Below are 23,356 nucleotides of genomic sequence, written 5' to 3'. Positions count from 1 at the left end.
ACAGGCTAATCTGTTTAGTTTATTTATGTCTTTAAAAGTGCAGGTAAACTGTTTATAGAATCGATAATTAAATCAGCCTCTTGCTTAGCACTTTCATCAAAGCTTTGACCCGAACGCACTAAAACGCGGGTCGTAATGCCCGCTTTTTTCGCAGCCTGCATATCACTGAGTTTGTCGCCCACCATAATGCTGCAAGCAGGGTCGATGTTATGCTTTTGTATGCCTTGTAATAACATACCTGGCGCAGGCTTTCTGCAACTGCACTCTTTCAAATATTCAGGGTGCGCTTTTTTAGGGTGATGAGGGCAAAAGTACACATCGGTAACTTCAATGCTGCGGGCACTAAATTGGCCTTTCATCCAGTCGGTCAGTGCTAAAAAATCAGCTTCGGTGTAATAACCTCGACCAATTCCAGATTGATTAGTGACGATTATGATTTTATAGCCCGCATCATAAAATGCTTTACAAGTACTAAAAACACCTTCAATAAATTCAAATTTATCGCTTTGATACACATAACCATGATCAACGTTTACCACGCCATCTCGGTCTAAAAAAAGCGCTTTATTTTTTTGTTGTGCATTCATTACAAAGACTCTTTTTGTACAACATGGTCAAACATCGCTTTTACATCATCAACTGTAATTTGGCTCATTAAATCATCGCCTTTTACACGCGTACCCCACGAGACTTGATCAGCCGTTTTACCTGTTTGCTTAAGCAAATTTTGGTGATAAACCTCAACCACGTAATCTTGATATAAGTAAGGGCCTGTTCGTGCTGGGTTTGAATGTGCATATAAACCAATAACCGGCGTACCAACAGTTACCGCCATATGTGCAGGGCCTGTATCGGGCGCAAGCACTAAACTGCCACGCTTTAACACGCACAACAACTCTTTGAGCTTAGTTTTGCCCACTAAATTTAAAATAGGTGTTTTGCTATACTCAACAATGCTATTTGCTAGGTTAATTTCAAGTTCTGTTGGACCTCCCGTCAATACAACTTTAAAGCCTTGCTCGCTTGCATAATCAGCCAATGCTGCATAACGATCAGCGAGCCAATTACGCTGTGCTTTACTTGCTGCTGGCGATATTACTAATAGTTTATTAGTTAGGTATTCTGGTGTTAGTAGTTCATCGGCAACCGCTTGGTCTTGCTCTGTATATGGCATGTTCCACTTTGGTTTATAATCAGCTACACCAATGGCTTTTGCAAAACCTTTAAAGCCCTCAAGCACATGCGCCTGAGCTTGTGGGGCTATTCGTTTATTAATAAATAAGCTGTGCAATTCTTTTGAACGCGCCCAATCAAAGCCTATTTTTACTTTTGCCGGAATGCAACGAGCAACAAATCCGGCCCTTAATGCGACTTGCATATTAAGTAGCACATCAAATTTTTGACCTTTAAAGCGTTGCTTTAAGCTTTTAAGCGCTGCTTTGCCTTGTTTTTTATCAAATACCACCAGCTCAACACCCGGTAAATCGGCAAGTAGCATGGCTTCTATTTTGCCAATAACCCACGTAATTTTTGCATTAGGGTGTGCTTTTTGAATAGCTTGTACAGCACTCACACCATGACATATGTCACCAATGGCTGAGAGTCTTAATATACAAATAGATGAATAATTAGGAGCTTGAGTCACGCATTCCCTTAGGCATTAAATACAAAAGCCGATCTTAAATTATAATCACGCTATTGCAAGCACTTATCCTGCGCTTTAAAACGCGCTAATATAGACACATTATTTAGTAATTACACAGAGCTATGTTTAAACAACACGTGCAAGGCAACCACACTGTATTAAGCCACCCTAAATACACAAGCCAAATTACCCTCGATTGGTTTGATGCAAATTATTGGCAACAACAAAATAAAATTGTGGGCGCTAAAAAAGGTCGAGCAACTGCGTGGTTTTTTAAGCAAGACGAATTAACAGCCGTACTTAGGCATTATTGGCGCGGTGGCTTAGTGGGTAAATTGCTAAGCGATCAGTATTTATACCCTGGGCTTGAACAAACCCGTGTGTATAAAGAGTTTAGCTTAATGAGTAAACTTATAGAGCTTGGTTTAAACGTACCAACCCCTATTGCAGCTAAAGTAACCCGCAGCGGATTAATTTATCGTGGTGATATTATTACAGAAGCTGTTAAAGGCGCTAAAAGTGTACTCGACATATTAATTGAACGCTCATTGACTGAAGATGAGTTAGAACGCATTGCGAAAACAATCGCGCTATTTCATTCAAAAGGTGTGTATCACGCCGATTTAAACATTAATAACATTTTATTTAATGATATTAGTGATGTGTATATTATCGACTTTGATAGAGGTGAAATAAAAACACCTAATCTGCAGTGGCAACAAAGTAATCTGGCACGTCTTGAGCGCTCATTTTTAAAAGAGCAAGGTCGAAACAAGCCATTCAATTGGCAAGCGAGTGACTGGCAAACTCTGCATAGCAACTACCTCAAAGCGCTCGCTATTATAAGTTAACCTAATATAAGTTAACTTATATAAATTAACTTAGTTAGCCAATGCTAAATACTGCTGAGCAACCTTCTCTGCCTGTACTTGTTTTAGAATATCTGCGTTTTCTACATTTGGTTTATCTGCTAATACCTGCTTAACGGCATTGGCTAATGCTACACTTTGTCCAGCGGGTACTAAATATTTACTCAGCTCGCCTGTTAATATCTCGCTTGGACCAAATGTACAATTAGTGCTAATTACCGGAGTACCCACCGCTAAAGCCTCTATTAATACCGTTGGAAGCCCTTCAAAATCAGAACTCAACACTAAAGCCTCAGCCTGCTTAATCCAGTTGTACGGGTTTTGTTGAAATCCAGGCACTACTAACTGTTTTTCTATGCCATATTGCCGTGCAAGCTTTAACGCTTTTGCAGGTTTATTACATAAAAGGACTAGCTTGTATTTTTTATCAAGCTTTGCAAATGCTGCAAACAATATATCGTGGCGTTTTTGTTTGGCGAGTCTTCCTACATGAATTAAGTAGGGCTCATTTGGGATATTGTTATTTTGCTCATTTGCTTGTTGGTTTATTTTTTCAAAATCGAACGGGTTATAAATAGTCGCAATTGCACTTGGGTTAATTAAATCCCCTTGTGTTATTTCTTTTTCAACACCCTTTGATACGCAAATAAGTGATTTACCATTTAAATTTTGCTTACTCTTTTTAAGATATAAGTATGAAAATGGACCTAACTTTTTTTGACGTGCAAGTTCTGCGTTAACGGAGTTATGAATAACAAAGTGAACATTTTTGATATTACTTTTTGAGAGTAAATTATTACTTCTATCAAGATTAGAAAGTACTAAATCAATATCACCTATCTCGCTCTGTTTTTTTTCAAACCACGCTTCTAGTTTCAATACACTATTTTTACGTTGCCAAAACCGATCAACTTTTGATGCTCTATGTGCGAATAAGCTCTCAACGTTAAGTACTTTAGGTATGCTGTATTCGATAGAATTAGCAAGAGACAGAATAGTGATTCTGTGCTGTAACTTGGCCATTTCCTCAGCAAGGGTAAGCATTACTTTTTCAGCACCACCACCCACTAGGGAATCAATTACAATCACTATATTCATTAGCGATCCCCTATAAGCATATTTTTTATGCCATTAGTGATCACATCGAAGCTATGTGTATTATCAAGTTGGCTATATTTAGCAACGAATTCATTATAGAAAGGCTCGCTAATAACCTGAGCTATTTTCGTAGTGATTTCATCAATATCAAGATTTGCTTTTATGACAACACCTGCATTAACACAATGATCCAAACGTGTATTTTGATCTTTTGAGATAGCACATGCCACAACGGGGGTTTGAACTGCAATTGCTTGCAGTAAGGTATCTCCACCGCTAAGTAATGCGATTTTAGCTTGGCTCATTAATGCCAAAAAATCAGTACTTTGCAGACTTGCTAAACAAGTAACCTCATCACTCTCAGGAATGGCTTTCTTATAATTGGGACCAAACACAACAACTGCTTTTAAACCAGTGTGCTTAGTAATTTTAAGCGCGGCTTTAAAGTAAACATCAGCGCAATTAAGGTTATTTAATACATGTCCGCCTGAGCCAGCATTAACAATAAAATAGCCTTCAGGTACTAAGTTATAGCGATTTAAAACATCACGTTTTTGCGCGCAAGAGGCAAATGTAACAAAAGGACCTACATTGCGAGGATGTGCCAAGGGAAACATGTCTAACTTCGTACTTTCAGACCATGTAAGTGGCTCAATACAATAATCAGGCTGTACAACCCAATGTGTATCAATTAAATTAATTCTGTTAAGTTTTAAGCCTTTAGCACGTTTTTTTGCATGCTGAGAAATGAATATAACTTTAGCGCCTACCTTTTTAGCCGCCTTCATATGCCCTGCACGTCCTGCACAATCAAAAACAACGACATCAGGTTTAAATTGCTCTATAAAGTCGCAAACAGAATCAAGCTCTTTAGTCGCTGAGTGTTCGAGTAGTGTGGCTTCAAAAGGACAATCTTTTGCGTAGCTTGTATGCTTATTTAATATAAAGTGAATATCGAGAGAATCTGCAAGTTCTGCCTTTAAACTTTGAGCCAACAACAACGAGCGCATATATTCACCAATGCCTTCTGGTGATGATACTGGAATAAATAAAAGTCGTTTGTTGCTCATTGCATTCTCAATGCCCTATTTGAGCTCCAGTATATCAATCAGATACTTATTACGATAGCTAGGTTACATTTTAATATATTAAATTAACTCTATAAATTTGATTATTTACTGCAATAGCAGACTTGGATTGATAAACTTAGCCGCAATCTTAATCACAAGGATCTGAACTTTGCGAAACAGAATTTTTCTACTTTCTACTCTTTTTTGCGCTATGAGCGCATCAGTTAATGCTGAACCATGGGTAAAACCCGATGATTATGGTCTAAGAGCTGATATTCAACAATTAGCTGATGCCGGTGTTATTTTAGCTCCTGTAACTACCTATCCGCTTATGTGGAAAAGTTTTATAAGCGATGTGGAAAGCATGCCGCTGGAGCAATTATCTCCAAGCTTACAAGATGCTTTACTTCGCGTTAAACATCGATATAAATCAGAAAATAGTAGCTCACATAGTCTTCAATTATCAGCTTTTGCAGCCACAGATCCAATCATAGCAACAAGCTTTGGTGCAACAAATACTCAAGAAACAGAGCTCTCAGCAGCTTACGCTTATTTAGGCGATAACTTTGCAGCTAAAGTAGCCGTAAATTATAGAAAAGATGGTAAAAAATGTTTAGTTGATGGAAAAACGACTGACGATATAGCTACCGATGAGCAAGCTTTAACCGATTGTAACGATACCTCACTTGACGATAGTTACTTAGCTTACCGTTTAGGCAACTGGATTTTTAGAGCCGGTGCTGTTGAACAATTTTGGGGACCTGGTGTTGATAACAGCTTAATTATGTCTGGTAATGCGAAACCTTTACCTGCACTAAGTGTAACCAGAGAAAAAAGTACTGCTTTTGAAACACCATGGTTAAGCTGGATTGGTCAATGGGGCTTTACCGCACAAATGGCTAAACTTGAATCTACACGTGTAATTCCTGATGCTTTACTTTGGAGTACTCGTGTTAATTTTCGCCCTATTCAGCAGCTAGAAATTGCACTTAGTTGGTCTGCACAGTGGGCTGGTGACGGTCAACCGGGTTCTGCAGGTGATTTTATTGATGTTATAACTGGCCAAACAACTTGCACTAATGGAAATGACAGCTGTGACAGTCAATTTGAGTCAAAAATAGGTAATCAGTTAGCGGGGATTGATATTCGCTGGTCAGGTACTTTATTTAACCAGCCCTATGCTATTTACGGCAGCACAATAGGCGAAGACGCAAGTTCTCAATTTAAGCCCTCCGACAGAGCATACCTTTTTGGTATTCAAACAAACCAACGCCTATATGATCTAAACATTTTAATCAACGCAGAGTATATTGACACAGGTGTCACATGCACTGAACTTTTAACTCGTCAAAACTGTTACTACGAGCACATAGACTACAAATCAGGATATCGCTACCACGGTCGCAATATTGGCTCAACCTTTGATAACGATACGCAATCGTTAGTGTTCACGATTTTAGGTCAGCTTTCTAACGGCGATGATTGGCAAGTGAAACTACGGAGTGTTGATTATAACAGTGATAATACTGACCGCTATGGAAACAATCCAGACTTAGGTAACACTATTACTAAAACAGGCTTTAATAGTAAGCAATTAGAGCTTCGTTATAGAATGCTTTCGATGGGAGGGCGAGTCACTTTAGGTGCTTTTGCATCTAACAATGACGGCGCTGAAAACGATACATCAGCATTTGCCAAGTATGAATTAAATTTTTAGTAAGTTACTTTATTAAAAATAAAAAGGGATGAAAACACTGTTTTCATCCCTTTTTTGTATTTTTAGTAACTTAAATCAGTAATTATACCAATTGCATTAAATTAGTGTTCTATTATAGCGATAAGAAAATAGCTCAATAATAAGGCTAAAATTATGATACATAGTTGTTCTATATAAATAATTTTTAACGTAGTTAGTTAGTTATTTAATACGCTAGAATGATCATGTTTTTAATAAAATTGGTATTACTGTTTAATTTTACTTATTACTTTTGATGTTGAGCACCCATCTAAAAATTCAAGCACTTCAACTTTTCCGCCATGGCGAAGTACATGCTCAGCACCCGCTATTTGCTCTACGGTGTAGTCGCCACCCTTAACTAAAATATCAGGGCTTATTTGCTCAATTAATTTAGCGGGAGTATCGTTTTCATCTAAACTGCCAAACGGAATAACCCAATCAACTGATGAAAGTGCGCTAAGTACCATTGCACGTTCATCTAATGGGTTAATAGGACGATCTGCCCCTTTTAAACGCGTAATAGATTCGTCATTATTTAATCCAACAACGAGTCTATCGCCTCGCGCTTTAGCTTGTGCTAAATAACGCACATGCCCAGCATGTAAAATATCAAAGCAGCCATTAGTAAATACAATGGTTTCACCGTTTTGTTTTGCAAATTCAATATGCTGAAGTACATCATCAAATGGTGTTTGGTAATGCTCACCAGTAGTATGTAAATACTGACCAAGCTTACGACTTAACTCTTCTGGCGAAACTGTAGCTGCACCAAATTTACTAACCGCTATACCTGCCGCTAAATTAGCAATTTCGACAGCATCTTTGGGTTCCATGCCCGCACCAAGCATAACGGCCAATGTAGCTATAACCGTATCACCAGCCCCAGTCACATCACTTACTTCAAGTTCTTGTGCTGCAAAATCAAATTTTTCATCTGCATTAATTAACGACATACCTTGCTCAGAACGCGTAAGCAACATGGCTTTAATGCCATTTTTGCTAATTAAATCACGTGCACTTGCAGCTAAAGCTTCTTCTGAATCGGTTTGACCACCCGCTAACTTAAACTCATGTAAATTAGGCGTAATGTAATCAGCACCTTCATATAAATGTAAATCTGGCGATTTAGGGTCGATTAAAACCGTTTTTCCGGCGCCCTTAGCAAGGCTTACCATCTCTTTAATTAAGCTTAAAGATCCTTTGCTGTAATCAGAGAACACTATAAAATCGTATTCATCAAGTACAAGCTCTAAACGGTTTAATAAAAGTTGGCTGTGTTGCTCGGTAAATGTTTCTTCTAAATCAAGACGAACGAGTTGTTGGTGGCGGCTAATAACACGCATTTTTGAAATAGTCGGTAAATCACATACACTGACTAATTGTGAACTTATTTTTTCGCCTTTTAGAATAGTCTCTAAAATCTGCCCGCTTTCATCTTCACCAATTAAGCCCAGTAAGCCAACTTTTGCATCTAACCGCGCTATATTTTTTGCAACGTTAGCTGCGCCGCCCGCTTTGTCTTCAAATTTACTTACTTTAACAACAGGTACTGGCGCTTCAGGCGAAATTCGACCTGTATCACCATACCAATAACGGTCTAGCATTACGTCGCCAACAACTAATATTCGTGCCGCTGATAAGTTTTTTAATAACGATAAATCCATTACTGCTGCTCCGCAACAACCATATCCATGGCTTCACATAACCAGTGACCTATAAACATGTGAGCTTCTTGGATACGTGCTGTTTCGTCGTTTTTTATAATGATAGGTAACTTAGCAATATCTTTTACTTTACCGCCATCACGCCCTGTTAATGCCACTGTAAAAGCGCCTAGTTTATTTGCAGCTTCTAATGCTAAGTTAATATTATTACTAGTACCTGATGTGGTTAAACCTATTACTAAATCTTCTGGCTTACATAGCGCTTGAACTTGGCGTTCAAACACCGTATCAAAGTGATAATCGTTGCTGTGTGCTGTTAAAATTGATGTATCTGTAGTCAATGCCATAGAGGCAAGCGGACCACGTTCTAATTTGTAACGCACTACAAATTCTGCTGCTAAATGCTGCGCATCGGCTGCACTACCGCCGTTACCAAACCAAACAATCTTGCCACCAGCTTGTAATGCACTGTGGCATGCTTCTAACAGTTGCATAGATTCTTGATGATAAGCTTCCATCGTTTCAAATAATGCTTGATGACGGTTTAATGTTTCAACGTAGCTAGTTGCCACTGAATCGATAATTGACATGAAAAATTCCTCTAGGAACTGAAATAGCAGGGAAAAATTAAATCCATTATTCCATAATTTTATTTAATTGTGTGCATTTTATCGGGTTATAACTGAACCCAGACCATATTTTATTGTGAGTATGTTTAGAAAACGGCTATTTCACGGTAAACTAACGCCACCTCCCTTTAAGAAAGATCAGTATGGCACGCATTTTTTACTCTCTAGCATTAATTTTTATTAGCCCACTGATTGTATTTTATCTCTATATTTTACGAGGTAAAAAAAACCAAGGTTATCGTGCACACTTTAAAGAGCGCTTTGGGTTTGTCAGTAAGTCTTTATTTACGACTAAAACCAAACCTTTAGTTTTTCATTGTGCTTCTGTTGGTGAGGTACTTGCCGCAACGCCGCTTATTAAAGCTCTTCAAAAAGCGCATCCAAATTTAAATATACTTATAACCTGTAATACTCCAACAGGCAGAGAGCAAATACTTAACCAGTTTAAAAATACTGTGGCGTGTAGCTACTTACCAATCGATTTTCCGTTTGCGACAGCCCGATTTTTAAAGCGTATAAAGCCACAAGCATTATGTATTTTAGAAACAGAGCTATGGCCAAATTTAATGGCGATAAGTCACAAAAAAAATATACCGGTACTTGTTATCAATGCAAGACTCTCTGAAAAGTCACAGCAAGGCTATCAAAAGGTCGCTAAATTAACGCATATTATTATGCGCTCAATTACAGTACTTGCGAGTCATAACAAGGCAGATGCGGAGCGTTTTATAGAGCTTGGTCTCGAAACTTCAAAAAGCCATGTAACAGGCTCTATAAAATTTGATATAACACCAAGTGACGAGCAATTAGCTGAAGCACTCAACCTTAAACAGCTTTATAACAGTAATGAAGACAATAACGATGAACGCTTTGTATGGGTGGCAGGCTCAACACATCCTGTAGAACATGAATTAGTATTGGCAGCTCACCAACAGTTACTAAAAAAGCAACCTAATGCATTACTTATAATTGCCCCGCGCCATCCAGAGCAATTTGATAAAGTAGCTGAGCTTTTAACACAAAGCCCACTTAGTTTTAGCCGTCGTAGCCAAAATAACTACAACAATGAACAAGTACTCCTTGCTGATACGCTTGGTGAATTACAGTGTTTATATGGCGCTGCAAATGTGAGCTTTATTGGTGGCAGCTTAATACGTAGAGGTGGGCATAACCCATTAGAATCAGCTGCGTTTTCAGTAGGTGTAATAACAGGTCCACACACATACAATTTTGATCATGTTTATCCCGAGCTAATAAAGCTTAAAGGCGCTGTAGTGGTTGATAGCAACAACGAACTAGCAAAGCAGCTCATAACGTTTAGCCAAAACACAAAAGCGTGCCAAACCTTAGGTATTAAAGCTGCGCAATGCGTAGCTAAAAACCAAGGTGCAATACAAAAAACACTTACCATTATTAATCAATATTTAGAGCCAAAACCGTGACCAACATAGCTATAAGCCAAACCCGCGAATGGGTGTCATCTGTTATTGTTAAATATAACTTTTGCCCGTTTGCACGCAAAGAAGTAGAAAATAACTGTATTCATTACATCGTAAGTCCAGCAGCAAGTATGGATGATGCTGTAATGGATATGCTTGAGCAATGTGTTGAGCTTGACCGTGAACCAAAGCGCGAAACAACCCTTATCATGTTTGACAACGGCTTTAGTGACTTTGAAGACTTTTTAGACTTGGTCGATTTAGCTAATGCACTTTTAGTCGCGCAAGGCTTTGAAGGTAAGTATCAAATCGCTAATTTTCATCCTGACTACGTATTTGCCGACAGTGATGAAACTGATGCTGCAAACTACACAAATAGAGCGCCTTTTCCTACTCTGCATTTAATTCGCGAAGCAAGCATGAGCGAAGCACTTGATAGTTATAACGAGCCTGAATCTATTCCTGAGCATAATATAAACCTAGCAAGGCGTAAGGGTATTGATTTTTGGCAGCAGTTACTCGAAGGCTGTAAAAAACCGAGCGCTTAAACGCTCGGTTTTATTTTGGTTCGTGCAAAACTTTGTGCAAAACTTTTTACAAAACAAGGCAATAACTAACGCTTATTTTTTAACCCAGTTACCATTTACTTCAACGTAATGACCACTTTGGGTTTTTTCAATTGTTTTAGCGGCAGCAAGCGCTTCTACTTGTGAAAGTGACAAGTTATTCTTTTTAGCCAGCTTTAAGTACTGCGCTTTACGCTTTGCATTTATGTCATCAACAACGGCTTTTGCTTCTGCGTTTTGTACAACAAGCCCTAAATAACCAGAGCTATCTTCACCTACAAAACCTTGGTTTTTAGCATCATCAAGGCTAATAGCCCACACAGAGAACGACATACATACTGCACTAACTAAGGTAATAATATTTAATTTTTTCTTCGTATTCATGTTTTAGCTCCTTAAAATAACTCACTGTCGTCACTAAACAAACTGTCGAGTTCTTTATCTACTTTTACGCGAATTTCGTGATCGACCTTCACATTTAAATTTATAGTAATGGGCTCTTTAGCAGACACCTCAACACGGTGCGTGCAAGCACTTAGTGCACTAATAGCACTCAGCGCGAGCAGTACTTTTATCAATAACGACTGTCTCATTATTAGTTTCCTTTTTGTGAGTATTGTTGCTCAACTTTTTGTGTAATTTCGTCACTTAAACGTAGTGCGCGTAAAAGTGTAAATACGTTTTCTTCGTGGTTATAATTAAAGTTAACCTGCTGCTGCTCTGCTTTATTATAGCCTTGCAAATTAACCCCTAGTTTTAACCAACCATCATTTTTTAGTGCCACACTGCTATTAAGTTTTTGAATATCTAAATTAGTTAATAGCCCTAACACAGGTTGTAACTCTTGCTGTTGCTGCATTACTGAATCAAAAGCGGCATTATTGGTAATTTTTAAATTACCTGTTCCTTGGCTAAATAAGCTACCGTCAATTATCTCAATTTTTCCACTATCAAAGTGAACAGGTAAAGACCCCGCCAAGCGTCCCGTTAATACAATGCCCGACTTATCGTCGAGTGTAACAAGTTTACTTGCATCAATATTTTCAAACTTAACATTAGCAACTTGGTTTGGCTTCCCTACTGTGTAGCTATCTAGCGAGAACTCGCCACCAAACACACTTCCTTTTAAATCATTTATAAGCGCGGTATTGTTATTAACTTGCCATTGCCCTTCAATCGCTTTAACTACAGCACCCGCTCTAAACTCATTTAAATTAAAGGTAGTTGGTTTTACATTAAGCTTACCTGAATTATATTCCCCGCTAAATACACTGTTTAAATCACTCGCAAGGTAATCGTTATACAGTGCACTTGTATGACTAATCCCCATATTGAACAGTGCATTTTGTAAGTTTATATCGCCACTAATATAGCCATTAAATTCGCCCTCTGTTAGTTGTGCAAGTGGCTCAAATTGCCTAATAAGCGCATTTAACAGCAGCGTACTTTGTTCAGGAATAATGACTTCAAACGGATGAGCTTGCGACGACATATGATGATTTACAACTAACTCAACATCGTTTATAAATGCGTGATGCGTAGCTTTTAGTGCACGGCTTTGTAGCCCCGTAGACTCTACTTTTATATTATTAAGTTTTATGTCGGGGCTATTAACAGCCTTTATATTCGTTTTTGCTGTTAGATCAGCAAATAACTCACCTACGCCTAAATTAGCATTTGCTGTTAATGTGTTACTTATATCTGTGACTTTAAATTCTTTATATTCCGCACTTTTTAATTGCTGCGTTAACACTACCTCTGCGTTTAACTGTTTATCCATTTTTGCAGTTAAATCACCTTGATATTGCACTGCACTCATATCAAACGCATCTACACTATTAAGCGTTAATTTAGCATTTATAAGCCCAATTGGTTTTGAGTCTATAAACTCACTTATATTAAAGTGACCACTGAGGCTAAGCCCATTCGCTGTTGCAGGGACAAACTCAGGCAAACTTTCAAGTATAACGGCGTAATCGCCTTTAATCACAGCGCCAGATAACTGAGCATTAACGCTAATATTATTTATATCGGGTGTATTTATTTGAGCTGATAAATTTGTCTGTAAGTACTCAAGTGGAGATGTAATATTTAGTGTTGTATCTGTTATTAAAATATCAAATTGCTTATCGCTTTCACTCATCAAATTAATTACAGGTACACTCAACTTACTAGCCTCTAAGCTAATTGATTGAGGGAGTTTAAGTTGCCAATTTAAAGGAACTTGTTTGCTAATAAAGCCTGCATATTCACTCGGTGGTATTAACTCAGTACAGCTTGGTGTTAAATTAATTTTGTTATTAAGCAAATCGGTATTAAACATTAACGCTTGGCTATTTAAATTAAAATGAGTCGTCAATTTACCAGTGGTTAATACGTTAACTTTGCACTGCTCATAAGTGTGAGCAAGCTGGGAACTAATATCACCATTTAACTCAAGTTCTATACCATCAAAGCTAAACGCTTGCTGAGTATTAAAGTTAAAATCTGCGATTAATGTATTTTTAGTGTTTATAACTTGCTTTAAAAAAGTGTCATTAATTTCAAACTGACCACTTACTTTATTAGCAGTCAAAATTGCGCTCGCGTTTATATCACCCGTGACATTAAATTTATTTAGTTCTGGTTCTAATATGCTTATTTTAAGTGGCTTATTGAGCTCATCACTTTTTACTATAAGCTGTTTAATGCTGATTAATGGGCGATTTAAGGGAAGCGCTAAATCGAGATTTTTAGCACCTTGATTAGCATTATCACTTTTAGGGAGTGAATTAACAGTTAGCACTGCATTTTTAATATCTACACTCTTTGTATTTGCAGTAATACCAGTGAGTTGTAACTGTTGATTTTGATAATTTACACACACTTTATCAGCATGAATATTTAGTTCAGACGTAATTGAAAAATCGAGACAACTTAACGTAATGCCTGCTTTTTTGAGCTCAGGCGCAATAGCCCACTGTAATAAAGGCAAGCGAAATACATAACCAAGCAGTAAGGTACTTAGCAATACAGCCCCAACAATTAAACCAACTCGCTTAAACATACTATCCTTAAATGCTTTGTGCTTTTAGCTTTTAGCTAAAACTATACTAATCAAAAAAGGCTGCACAATGCAGCCTTTTTTATTTTACAGTAAGATTATGAATCTAACTTGTATAAACGCAAATGTAATTAACCTACGTTTTTACGTGCGTTACGGAACATACGCATCCACGGGCTATCCTCGACCCACTCATCAGGATGCCAAGAGTTGGCAACGCTTCTGAATACACGTTCTGGATGCGGCATCATTACAGTGGCGCGACCATCAGTTGACGTAATACCTGTAATACCTTCTGGAGATCCATTAGGGTTAGCTGGGTACTGCGTTGTAGGGTTACCGTAGTTATCTACAAACTTAACCGCTACAGTGCCGCTATTAAGCGCCGCTTTAGTGGCTGCATCGTTTGCAAACTCAGCATGACCTTCACCATGAGAAACCGCTATAGGCATTCGCGAGCCAGCCATTCCGTTAAAGAACACAGACGGGTTTTCTTGTATTTCTACTAAACTAAAGCGTGCTTCAAAACGCTCTGATTTATTAGTTACAAAGCGCGGCCAATGTTCAGTACCAGGGATCAACTCTTTTAACGTTGATAACATTTGGCAACCGTTACATACACCTAAGCTAAAGGTATCTTCACGGTGGAAGAAGTTTTGGAACTGATCGCGTGCCATGTCGTTAAACAAAATAGACTTAGCCCAACCTTCACCCGCACCAAGTACGTCACCGTATGAGAAACCACCACATGCCACTAAACCTTTAAATTGCTCTAGTGTTAAACGACCTTCTAAAATGTCGCTCATGTGTACATCAACGGCTGCAAAACCTGCGCGATTAAACGCTGCCGCCATTTCTAAATGAGAGTTAACACCCTGCTCACGTAAAATAGCCATTTGCGGTTTAGCACCTGTTGCAATGTATGGTGCAGCTATATCTTCGTTTAAATTAAAGTTAAGTTTTACGTTTAAGCCTGGATCTTTTGCATCAAATTTAGCATCAAACTCTTGCTTAGCACATTCAGGGTTATCACGGCGTGCTTGCATTTGATACGTTGTTTCAGCCCAAATAGTACGAAGCTCAGTACGCGTATGATTAAGTACCGTATTTTCGCCACGGTTAAATATAATCGTATCGTCACTGTTAAGCGTGCCAATGTTGTGGCTAATTGCTGCTATACCATGTTGTTCAAACACCGCATTTACTGCATCTAAATCAGCATTTGCTACTTGGATTACGGCACCTAGCTCTTCGTTATAAAGTGCTTCAATATCTGAACCTGTTAAACCAGCTAAATCAACCGTTACACCGGTATGACCCGTAAACGCCATTTCAGCAACCGTGGTAAATAAACCACCGTCTGAGCGGTCATGATAAGCAAGTAACTTATTATCAGCTACAAGCGCTTGCATTGCGTTATAAAAGCCTTTTAATAACTCAGGGCTATCAACATCAGGTGTTACATCACCCAATTGCTTATAAACTTGTGCAAGGCTTGATGCACCCATGCGGTTTTTACCAGCACCTAAATCAACTAATATAAGCGATGTGTCGCCTTTATCTGTGCGTAGTTGTGGCGTTACTGTTTTACGTACGTCGTCAACACGACCAAACGCAGTTATAACCAGTGAAAGCGGCGACGTTACTGACTTCTCTTGTGAGTCACCTTCATCTTTCCATGTCGTTTTCATTGACATAGAATCTTTACCTACTGGAATCGTTAAACCAAGCGCAGGACAAAGCTCTTCGCCTACTGCTTTAACAGCTTCATATAAACCAGCATCTTCACCTGGGTGACCCGCTGCTGCCATCCAGTTTGCCGATAACTTAATATTTTCAAGGCTACCGATGTTTGCACAGGCAATATTAGTTAACGACTCAGCTACAGCTAAACGAGCAGATGCACCGTAATTAAGTAATGCTGCAGGAGTACGCTCACCAAGTGACATAGCTTCACCGTGGTAAGTATCATACGTTGCCGCAGTTACTGCACAGTTAGCAACAGGTACTTGCCAAGGACCGACCATTTGATCGCGCGCTACTAAACCCGTAACTGAGCGATCGCCGATTGTTATTAGGAATGTTTTTTCAGCAATGGCTGGTAAACGCATTAAGCGCTGCGCTGCATCTGCTGCATTTATTAATGTAGTATCAAGCGCTTTACCAACAACGTGCTTTGACGTTACATCGCGGTGCATTTTAGGTGCTTTACCTAATAATACGTCCAGCGGTAAATCAACAGGGTTATTTTCAAAATGGCTGTCTGACACTGTTAAGTGAGGTTCAGCGGTTGCTTCACCAATAACAGCGTACTGGGCACGTTCACGCTTACAAATTGCTTCAAAGCGATCAAAGTCCTCTACGCCAACAGCGAGTACATAACGTTCTTGTGATTCATTACACCAAATTTCGTGTGGTGCCATGCCTGGTTCATCGTTAGGGATGCTACGTAATTGAAACTTACCACCACGTCCGCCATCGTTAACAAGCTCAGGAAACGCGTTAGATAAACCGCCGGCACCTACATCGTGGATGAATGCAATTGGGTTTTCATCACCTAGCTGCCAACATTTATCGATAACTTCTTGGCAACGACGTTCCATTTCTGGGTTTTCGCGTTGTACTGAAGCAAAATCTAAATCTTCGTTTGATTGACCTGAGGCCATGCTTGATGCAGCACCACCGCCTAAACCAATGTTCATTGCAGGTCCACCTAGCGCAATTAATTTAGCGCCAACAGGAATATCGCCTTTTTGAACATGATCAGAGCGAATATTACCTAAACCACCGGCAAGCATAATGGGTTTATGGTAACCACGTACTTCTTCGCCATTATGGCTTGTTACTTTTTCTTCGTAAGTACGAAAGTAGCCTAATAAGTTAGGACGACCAAACTCATTATTAAATGCAGCGCCACCTAGTGGACCTTCTGTCATTATATCAAGCGCGTTAACAATACGACTTGGCTTACCAAAATCGCTTTCCCATGGTTGCTCGTAACCTGGAATACGTAAGTTTGATACAGTAAAGCCAACTAAACCTGCTTTTGGCTTAGAGCCACGACCAGTTGCGCCTTCATCGCGAATCTCACCACCAGAGCCTGTAGCCGCACCAGAGAATGGCGCGATAGCTGTTGGGTGGTTATGCGTTTCAACTTTCATTAGTATTTCAATGTCTTCTTGATGATACGCATATTCACCTTGCGCATTTGGGAAGAAGCGACCCGCTTTTGAGCCTTTCATTACTGCCGCGTTATCTTTATACGCCGACAATACATTTTCAGGATTTAACTCAAACGTATTTTTAATCATTTTAAACAGCGATTTTGGCTGCTCTTTTCCATCGATCGTCCAGTCAGCATTAAATATTTTATGGCGACAATGCTCTGAGTTTGCTTGTGCAAACATAAACAATTCGATGTCGTTAGGGTTACGTCCTAACTTTATAAAGTTTTCTACCAAGTAATCTATTTCGTCATCAGCAAGGGCAAAACCTTGCTCAACATTGGCTATTGCTAATGCTTCGCGTCCGCCACCTAAAATATCAACAGACGACATTTGGCGCGGTGCATCACTGCGAAACAGTTGTGCAGCATCTTCAAGCTCACTATGCGTGGCTTCGGTCATACGGTCGTGTAATAACGCAATTACTTGTGCAAGTTGTTCTGCGTTTAAGTCACCTTCAACATAATAAGCAATACCGCGTTCAACACGGTGAACCTGTTTTAAACCACAGTTATGGGCAATATCGGTTGCTTTAGATGCCCAAGGTGAAATGGTACCTGGGCGAGGTGTAACAAGTACAAGTTTGCCAGCTGGGGTATGCTCAGCAATAGTTGGACCGTAAGTTAATAGTTTTTCAAGCTTGGTTTGCTCGGAGCTACTCAACGGCGATGTTAAATCGGCAAAGTGAGCATACTCGGCGTATACGTTAGTGACTGGAAGTTGCGATTGTTGGCAACGCGCTAAAATTTTATTAACTCTGAACTCTGACAGTGCTGGTGCACCACGAAGGATCAACATAGGTAATTTCATCCGGGGTTAGGGATTGAACGATATTTTAGGCACGCATTATAGTCCAATTAGCATTCAGATTTAACTCAAAATTACGCTTTTCATAAAATTAACTTTTTAGCTTTATTTATAGCCTCTTTTGGTTAATAAAATAAAACGTAAAGTGACGCGATGGCTTAGTTTTGCTATAACGGTGGCTGGCGAGCTTAAGGGGCACTCAATGTTCAAAGAAAAACTAATAATAATCATTACTTTAGTTATGCTGTTATGTGCATGCGATATGCAAGAGCAGCCAACTCAACTCGCCCAAATAAAAGAACACAATAAAATACGTGTGGGTACCCTTGCCAGTGCTAGTAATTATTATCAAGCCGTTCAAGGTGAGCAAGGCTTTGAATATGAGTTATCTCAAGCCTTCGCTGAATATTTAGGTGTAGAGCTTGAAATAGTCCCTTTCTTTAACTTATCTGACATGTTTGAACGCCTTGAAAGCGGTGATTTAGACTTAATAGCGTCAGGACTTACCTATAATAAAACCCGTGCAGAGCAATACCGTTACGGACCAACTTACAGAACAATCAGCCAAAAGTTAGTTTATAAACAAGGGCGCGTTCGTCCTCGAGAGTTTGACGATTTAGATGGTAACTTTACGGTTATAGCTAAAAGTAGCCACTCGCTTACTCTACAAAAAATGAAGAAGAACAATCCAGATCTCACTTGGATAGAAAGCGAAGAGTTTGATGAAGAAGAACTACTTCAAGCAGTTATTGATGGCGAGATAGATTACACACTCGCTGATACGCATACGCTATCGCTGTTTCGCCGTTATCACCCAAATTTAAGCATTGGTTTTTCAGTTAGCCATAACGACCCGATTGCATGGATACTTAATAAATCTAAAGACGACTCTTTATATGCGTTGTTGGTGCCATTTTTTGGTGACGTTAAGCAAAGTAACCAGCTCTATGTACTTGAAGAAAAATACTTTGGTCACGTACGCCAATTTAACTATGTAAATACCCTTGCTTATATCGAAGCAATTAAAGAAACCTTACCAACATACCAGCCATGGTTTGAACAATATGCAGGTAGCCTTGACTGGCGGTTATTAGCGGCACTAAGCTATCAAGAATCTATGTGGAATCCCCGCGCTAAATCACCAACAGGTGTGCGCGGCATCATGATGCTAACTCGCAGTACAGCCAAACAAGTAGGTGTTACTAACCGGTTAGAACCAGAGCAAAACATTCGTGGTGGCGCTAAATACTTAAGCAAGCTTATTAAACGTATTCCTGACCGTATCCCGCAACCCGACCGCACATGGCTTGCTTTGGCCGGATACAATGTAGGTTGGGGGCACGTTAACGACGCACGTATAATTACCGAACAGCAAGGCGCAAGTCCTGACAAATGGGCTGATGTAAAAAAACGCCTACCGCTATTAATTAAAAAGCGCTATTACCGTAAAACTCGCTACGGTTATGCCCGAGGCGATGTAGCTGTTAAATATGTCGATAATATTCGTCGCTATTACGATGCACTTGTTTGGCTAGATGAAAATGATGCTATTGCTGCAGAGCCTGAGCCAGAACCAATTACAGAGTTGAGCACTGATACTGAGCTAAAGCTAAACGAAAAAAGTGAAGTAAAAAGTAAGGCAGATGAAGCTCAAACAGAAAAACAACAACCTATAATCGAACCCGAACAGTCGAGTGAAAACAATGGCTAAGATTAATATAAGTACCCGTTTATTGAACATGTCAGTAAGCAAAATTTAAGTAAATTAAATATCTGTTTACTTGTCACCAAATGATCACTAATGTGTGTTAATTGTATATCATTATTTTATAAGATATACCCGTGCCTTTCTCACTCTTGCATTAGGAGAAAACATGCTAAAACGTAGACGCACACAAAGATTAAAACGCAATGTCATTTATTCAACGGCCACACGTCGTCGTGTTATGTTGCGAAAACTACACAAAAAAATCATCTGGCGTCGCCGAATGTTTGCTATGCAGCAAATGGCTGAATCAGAAATAGAGCCAATCGCTAGTTAACTTTAGTTAGGCTTATTTATTTGATCATCACGAGCAGCTTTCTTAGCTGCTTTAATTTGCGCTCTTCTACGTTTAAAAAAATTCGAAATAGTATCCCCGCACTGCTGTGCCAAAACACCACCGCACACCTCAACTTGATGATTTAACTTAGGCTCTTGTAATAAATTCATAATTGAACCCGCAGACCCTGTTTTAGCATCGACTGCTCCAAATACTAAACGCTTTATTCTGCTATGCACTAACAATCCCGCACACATAGAACAAGGCTCTAACGTTACGTATAGGGTGCAATCAATTAAGCGATAGTTGTTAAGTACTTTTCCAGCTTCTCGCACTGCAATCATTTCGGCATGGGCAGATGGGTCATTATCCGTTATTGAGCGGTTATACCCAACTGAAACTAGCTGGTTATCTTTGACTACAATTGCTCCAACCGGAATTTCATCAAGCAGCTCTGCTTGCTTTGCATACAAAAGCGCTTGTTCCATCCAGTAGGAATCATCAAATGGTTCGTTCATTATTTCTACTTAAATAACCTTTTATGCTGTAATTATACCTAGTTAGCACTCTAAAGTGCGCCATTCATTACTTTATTGCAAAAATAAAACAATATTTACCCGTTTGTAATGGCTCACTAGTGCTGATTTACGCTATAATCTCACGCTTTTTTTATTTAGCTCACAACACGGGTAGCAAATGAAATTTCCTGGACGCCGCAGGCATAAACATTATTTTCCAGTGGAAGCCAAAGATCCACTTACCAATCAACTTAACGCAACAGAGCGATTACAACGTAGTTATATTACGGGTATCGATCAGATCGTTGTTGATATAGAGGCAAAAGTTGATCAAGCTTTCCTTGACGAATTTCAACTACGTAGAGGGATGTCGCAAGTTATTGATAGCGATACAACAAACGCCTTATACGATCGTTTAAAATTAAACAATATGGTTGATTTTGAGTTTGCCGGTGGAACCATTGGTAACACTATGCACAACTACTCTGTACTTGCAGATGATCGCTCAGTTTTATTAGGCGTAATGAGCGAAAATATAAAAATAGGTAGCTACGCTTACCGTTTTTTATGTAATACCTCAAGCCGTGTAGACTTAAACTACCTTCAACCAGTTGATGGGCCTGTAGGTCGTTGTTTTACATTAATTGATGAAACCGGTGAGCGTACTTTTGCAATAAGTGCAGGCCTAATGAATCACTTACGTCCTGAATCTATCGATAAAGACCTTATTGAGAATTCATCAGCGTTAGTGATTAGTGCCTATCTTATGCGTACTCAAGGTAGCGAAACAATGACTGAAGCCACTATGCAAGCGGTAAAATACGCTAATGACGCAGGTGTGCCAGTTGTGCTTACACTCGGTACTAAGTTCTTAATTGAACAAGACCCTACTTGGTGGGCAAACTTTGTTGAAAAGCATGTTGATATTCTTGCTATGAACGAAGAAGAAGGTTTAGCTATTACAGGTTTTGAAGATCCTCTTCTAGCTGCTGATAAAGCACTTGATTGGGTAGACTTAGTTATTTGTACCGCTGGCGAAAAAGGCTTATTTATGGCCGGCTACGTAGACGAAAGCTTAAAGCGTGAAACCGAATACCCGTTACTACCAGGCGCCATACCTGATTTTAACCGTTACGAATTCTCACGAGCTATGCGTAAAGATGAGTGTGATGAACCTATCAGAGCATATAGTCATACGGCCCCATTTATGGGGGGACCTGATTCAATCAAAAACACCAATGGTGCAGGTGACTGCGCACTTGCGGCTGTACTACATGATTTATCAGCGAATGTTTACCATAAGCTTAATGTGGCAAACTCAGCTAAACATCAGCAACAAGCTATTACTTACTCGTCACTATCGCAAATTAGTAAATATGCTAACCGAGCGAGCTATGAAGTATTAGTTCAGCACTCTCCGCGTTTATCTCGTGGTTTACCTGAACGTGAAGATTGTTTAGAACAAGTTTATTGGGAACAATAAATAACGGTGGGAGCAATTATTGCTCCCTATCGATTTCCTAAAAAATAGAAATATCGAGCTTTTTAGATAACAGCTCGAGCGCTGCTATTCCTGCAACGGAGTTACCAAACGAATTAAGCCCCGGAGAATAAACAGCTACAGTAAACTTATTTGGTAACACAGCTAAAATAGTTCCTGACACTCCCGACTTACCTGGCATGCCCACTCTGTAACCAAAATCACCCGCAGCATCATATAAACCACTCGTGAATAAAAGCGAATTAAGCTGTTTATTCTGACGACTACTTAAAACACGATTGCCCGATCGATTATCAACACCTTTATTAGCTAAAAAATTATAAGCTTTTGCTAATTCAATACAGTTGAGCTCAATAGAACAAAAGTTAAAGTAAGCCCACAAAACATCATCAACTTCGTTTTCAAAATTACCAAACGACTTCATTAAATGTGCCATAGCAGCATTTCGGTGCCTGAACTCATACTCTGAATTAGCGACTTTTTTATCAATTACTACGCCTCTATTACCAGCTAATAACCTGAAGGTTTCGAGCATAGAATGCATTGGCGCAGATAAGCGGCTGTATAATGCATCACACGTTACAATTGCGCCTGCATTGATGAATGGGTTACGAGGTATCCCCTTTTCAAACTCAAGCTGTGTAAGCGAGTTAAAGGCTGTACCTGAGGGTTCCTTTCCGACTCTATGCCAAAGTTCATCACCATAACGCTGTAGTGCCATAGTAAGTGTCATAACTTTAGAAACTGATTGAATAGTGAAGCGTTGAGAACAATCCCCTGCGCACACAGTTTCACCATCAGTTGTATAAATAGCGATAGAAAATTGTTCCGGATCAACCTCGGCAAGCGCCGGTATATAATCAGCTACTTTCCCTTGTGATAATAAAGGACGTACTTCATGTGCTATTTCATCAAGCACCTTTTGGTAATCAGCTGTAGGCAATCTAGACCTCTATATCGTCATTCATAAAAATTGGATTTTAACACGCGCTATTAAGTGCACCTAGTTTTGTTGTCGAATTTAACGGTGAGATTTTACTAAATTTAAATAGAAAAAAACGTCACATTACTGTATCTGGTTTCTCTTAATTAAATCCTGGTAATGTCATGATGCCCACTGCGGTGAAGAGTTGTAGTGCAAATGCTACGAACTCATTGTCGAGCGGAGATTTTTATGATTTTAGCGTCGGGAGTCGCTACGCTCGCCCGACCTACGTGATAGGTGTTGATGTGAGTGTGTGTTAATTGCGTGTTTTTCACTTTTCTGCAGACATAAAAAAGCCCGAATCTTAAATTCGAGCGCTCTACAATGTGAAGTCGGTGCGCTACGCAGTAGGATGTCGTAGTGCCCACAGCGGTAGAGAGTCACAGTGAAATACTACACTATTATTAATAGTATCGTCTCTTAGTATGCAGAGTTTTACTAATTTCAAAAAGCAAAAAACCCGTTACATTACTGTAACGGGTTTCTCTTAATTAGATCCTGGTAATGTCCTACTTTCA

General features: G+C 39.3%; 19 protein-coding genes. 7 read left to right on the top strand and 12 right to left on the bottom strand.

Features of this window, described 5'->3' with window-relative positions; translation table 11 throughout:
- Nucleotides 1-23: 23 nt before the first annotated feature.
- Entirely contained in the window at nt 24-587 is a 564-nt protein-coding gene (gene gmhB / locus GQR39_RS17565; RefSeq protein ID WP_165736225.1) for a D-glycero-beta-D-manno-heptose 1,7-bisphosphate 7-phosphatase, read from the bottom strand.
- Nucleotides 587-1,645, bottom strand: a complete 1,059-nt coding sequence (locus GQR39_RS17560; RefSeq protein ID WP_165736224.1) for a glycosyltransferase family 9 protein — start codon at nt 1,643-1,645, stop codon at nt 587-589. The genes gmhB and GQR39_RS17560 overlap by 1 nt, the downstream gene beginning before the upstream one ends.
- A gap of 122 nt (nt 1,646-1,767) precedes the next feature.
- On the opposite strand from GQR39_RS17560, the gene GQR39_RS17555 reads away from it, so the two are divergent.
- The gene (locus GQR39_RS17555) at nt 1,768-2,496 is read left to right on the top strand and encodes a 3-deoxy-D-manno-octulosonic acid kinase (RefSeq protein ID WP_165736223.1); all 729 of its coding nucleotides are present in this window, start codon (nt 1,768-1,770) and stop codon (nt 2,494-2,496) included.
- Nucleotides 2,497-2,526: 30 nt separating this feature from the next.
- On the opposite strand, the gene GQR39_RS17550 is transcribed toward GQR39_RS17555, so the two are convergent.
- Together GQR39_RS17550 and GQR39_RS17545 are read right to left on the bottom strand one after the other, a co-directional pair.
- Complete coding sequence (locus GQR39_RS17550; protein ID WP_165736222.1) at nt 2,527-3,612, bottom strand: glycosyltransferase; 1,086 nt, start codon at nt 3,610-3,612, stop codon at nt 2,527-2,529.
- Nucleotides 3,612-4,682 carry a glycosyltransferase family 1 protein gene (locus GQR39_RS17545; protein WP_165736221.1) on the bottom strand — a complete coding sequence of 357 codons (1,071 nt, stop codon included), beginning with the start codon at nt 4,680-4,682 and terminating at the stop codon, nt 3,612-3,614. Before GQR39_RS17545 ends, GQR39_RS17550 begins: the two co-directional genes overlap by 1 nt.
- Nucleotides 4,683-4,893: 211 nt before the next feature.
- Between GQR39_RS17545 and GQR39_RS17540 the strand changes: the two genes are divergently transcribed.
- On the top strand, nt 4,894-6,399 hold the full coding sequence (locus tag GQR39_RS17540) for a capsule assembly Wzi family protein (protein WP_165736247.1): 1,506 nt from the start codon (nt 4,894-4,896) through the stop codon (nt 6,397-6,399).
- Between the two features lie 245 nt (nt 6,400-6,644).
- Here the strand turns inward: GQR39_RS17540 and hldE are convergent, their stop codons facing one another.
- Together hldE and GQR39_RS17530 are read right to left on the bottom strand one after the other, a co-directional pair.
- Nucleotides 6,645-8,084 carry a bifunctional D-glycero-beta-D-manno-heptose-7-phosphate kinase/D-glycero-beta-D-manno-heptose 1-phosphate adenylyltransferase HldE gene (gene hldE, locus GQR39_RS17535; RefSeq protein ID WP_165729385.1) on the bottom strand — a complete coding sequence of 480 codons (1,440 nt, stop codon included), beginning with the start codon at nt 8,082-8,084 and terminating at the stop codon, nt 6,645-6,647.
- Complete coding sequence (locus tag GQR39_RS17530) at nt 8,084-8,674, bottom strand: SIS domain-containing protein (RefSeq protein WP_002961065.1); 591 nt, start codon at nt 8,672-8,674, stop codon at nt 8,084-8,086. The genes hldE and GQR39_RS17530 overlap by 1 nt, the downstream gene beginning before the upstream one ends.
- A gap of 182 nt (nt 8,675-8,856) precedes the next feature.
- Between GQR39_RS17530 and waaA the strand changes: the two genes are divergently transcribed.
- Nucleotides 8,857-10,155 carry a lipid IV(A) 3-deoxy-D-manno-octulosonic acid transferase gene (gene waaA / locus GQR39_RS17525; RefSeq protein WP_165736220.1) on the top strand — a complete coding sequence of 433 codons (1,299 nt, stop codon included), beginning with the start codon at nt 8,857-8,859 and terminating at the stop codon, nt 10,153-10,155.
- Nucleotides 10,152-10,700: a DUF1415 domain-containing protein gene (locus GQR39_RS17520; RefSeq protein WP_010554388.1), complete on the top strand. Its 549-nt coding sequence runs from the start codon at nt 10,152-10,154 to the stop codon at nt 10,698-10,700. Before waaA ends, GQR39_RS17520 begins: the two co-directional genes overlap by 4 nt.
- A 72-nt stretch (nt 10,701-10,772) precedes the next feature.
- Here GQR39_RS17520 and GQR39_RS17515 read toward each other — a convergent pair whose 3' ends face one another.
- From GQR39_RS17515 to purL, 4 genes are all read right to left on the bottom strand, one after another.
- The gene (locus tag GQR39_RS17515) at nt 10,773-11,102 is read right to left on the bottom strand and encodes a YdbL family protein (protein WP_165736219.1); all 330 of its coding nucleotides are present in this window, start codon (nt 11,100-11,102) and stop codon (nt 10,773-10,775) included.
- 11 nt (nt 11,103-11,113) lie between these two features.
- Nucleotides 11,114-11,311 (bottom strand): YnbE family lipoprotein, encoded by a 198-nt coding sequence (locus GQR39_RS17510; protein ID WP_138584429.1) that lies wholly within the window; start codon nt 11,309-11,311, stop codon nt 11,114-11,116.
- A gap of 2 nt (nt 11,312-11,313) precedes the next feature.
- Complete coding sequence (locus GQR39_RS17505) at nt 11,314-13,764, bottom strand: YdbH domain-containing protein (RefSeq protein ID WP_165736218.1); 2,451 nt, start codon at nt 13,762-13,764, stop codon at nt 11,314-11,316.
- Between the two features lie 128 nt (nt 13,765-13,892).
- Complete coding sequence (gene purL, locus GQR39_RS17500) at nt 13,893-17,783, bottom strand: phosphoribosylformylglycinamidine synthase (RefSeq protein ID WP_165736217.1); 3,891 nt, start codon at nt 17,781-17,783, stop codon at nt 13,893-13,895.
- Nucleotides 17,784-17,994: 211 nt separating this feature from the next.
- On the opposite strand from purL, the gene mltF reads away from it, so the two are divergent.
- Together mltF and GQR39_RS17490 are read left to right on the top strand one after the other, a co-directional pair.
- Nucleotides 17,995-19,503: a membrane-bound lytic murein transglycosylase MltF gene (mltF, locus tag GQR39_RS17495; protein WP_165736216.1), complete on the top strand. Its 1,509-nt coding sequence runs from the start codon at nt 17,995-17,997 to the stop codon at nt 19,501-19,503.
- A 163-nt stretch (nt 19,504-19,666) separates the two neighbouring features.
- Complete coding sequence (locus tag GQR39_RS17490) at nt 19,667-19,834, top strand: hypothetical protein (protein WP_007584688.1); 168 nt, start codon at nt 19,667-19,669, stop codon at nt 19,832-19,834.
- 2 nt (nt 19,835-19,836) lie between these two features.
- Here GQR39_RS17490 and tadA read toward each other — a convergent pair whose 3' ends face one another.
- Complete coding sequence (tadA, locus tag GQR39_RS17485) at nt 19,837-20,352, bottom strand: tRNA adenosine(34) deaminase TadA (RefSeq protein WP_010554384.1); 516 nt, start codon at nt 20,350-20,352, stop codon at nt 19,837-19,839.
- Between the two features lie 178 nt (nt 20,353-20,530).
- Between tadA and GQR39_RS17480 the strand changes: the two genes are divergently transcribed.
- Complete coding sequence (locus GQR39_RS17480; protein ID WP_010554383.1) at nt 20,531-21,835, top strand: inosine/guanosine kinase; 1,305 nt, start codon at nt 20,531-20,533, stop codon at nt 21,833-21,835.
- A gap of 37 nt (nt 21,836-21,872) precedes the next feature.
- Here GQR39_RS17480 and glsB read toward each other — a convergent pair whose 3' ends face one another.
- The gene (glsB, locus tag GQR39_RS17475) at nt 21,873-22,796 is read right to left on the bottom strand and encodes a glutaminase B (RefSeq protein WP_165736215.1); all 924 of its coding nucleotides are present in this window, start codon (nt 22,794-22,796) and stop codon (nt 21,873-21,875) included.
- Between the last annotated feature and the right edge of the window lie 560 nt (nt 22,797-23,356).

Source organism: Pseudoalteromonas sp. C8 (assembly GCF_011378685.1).
GTDB lineage: Bacteria > Pseudomonadota > Gammaproteobacteria > Enterobacterales > Alteromonadaceae > Pseudoalteromonas > Pseudoalteromonas arctica.
This window is presented reverse-complemented; position numbering and strand designations above follow the sequence as displayed.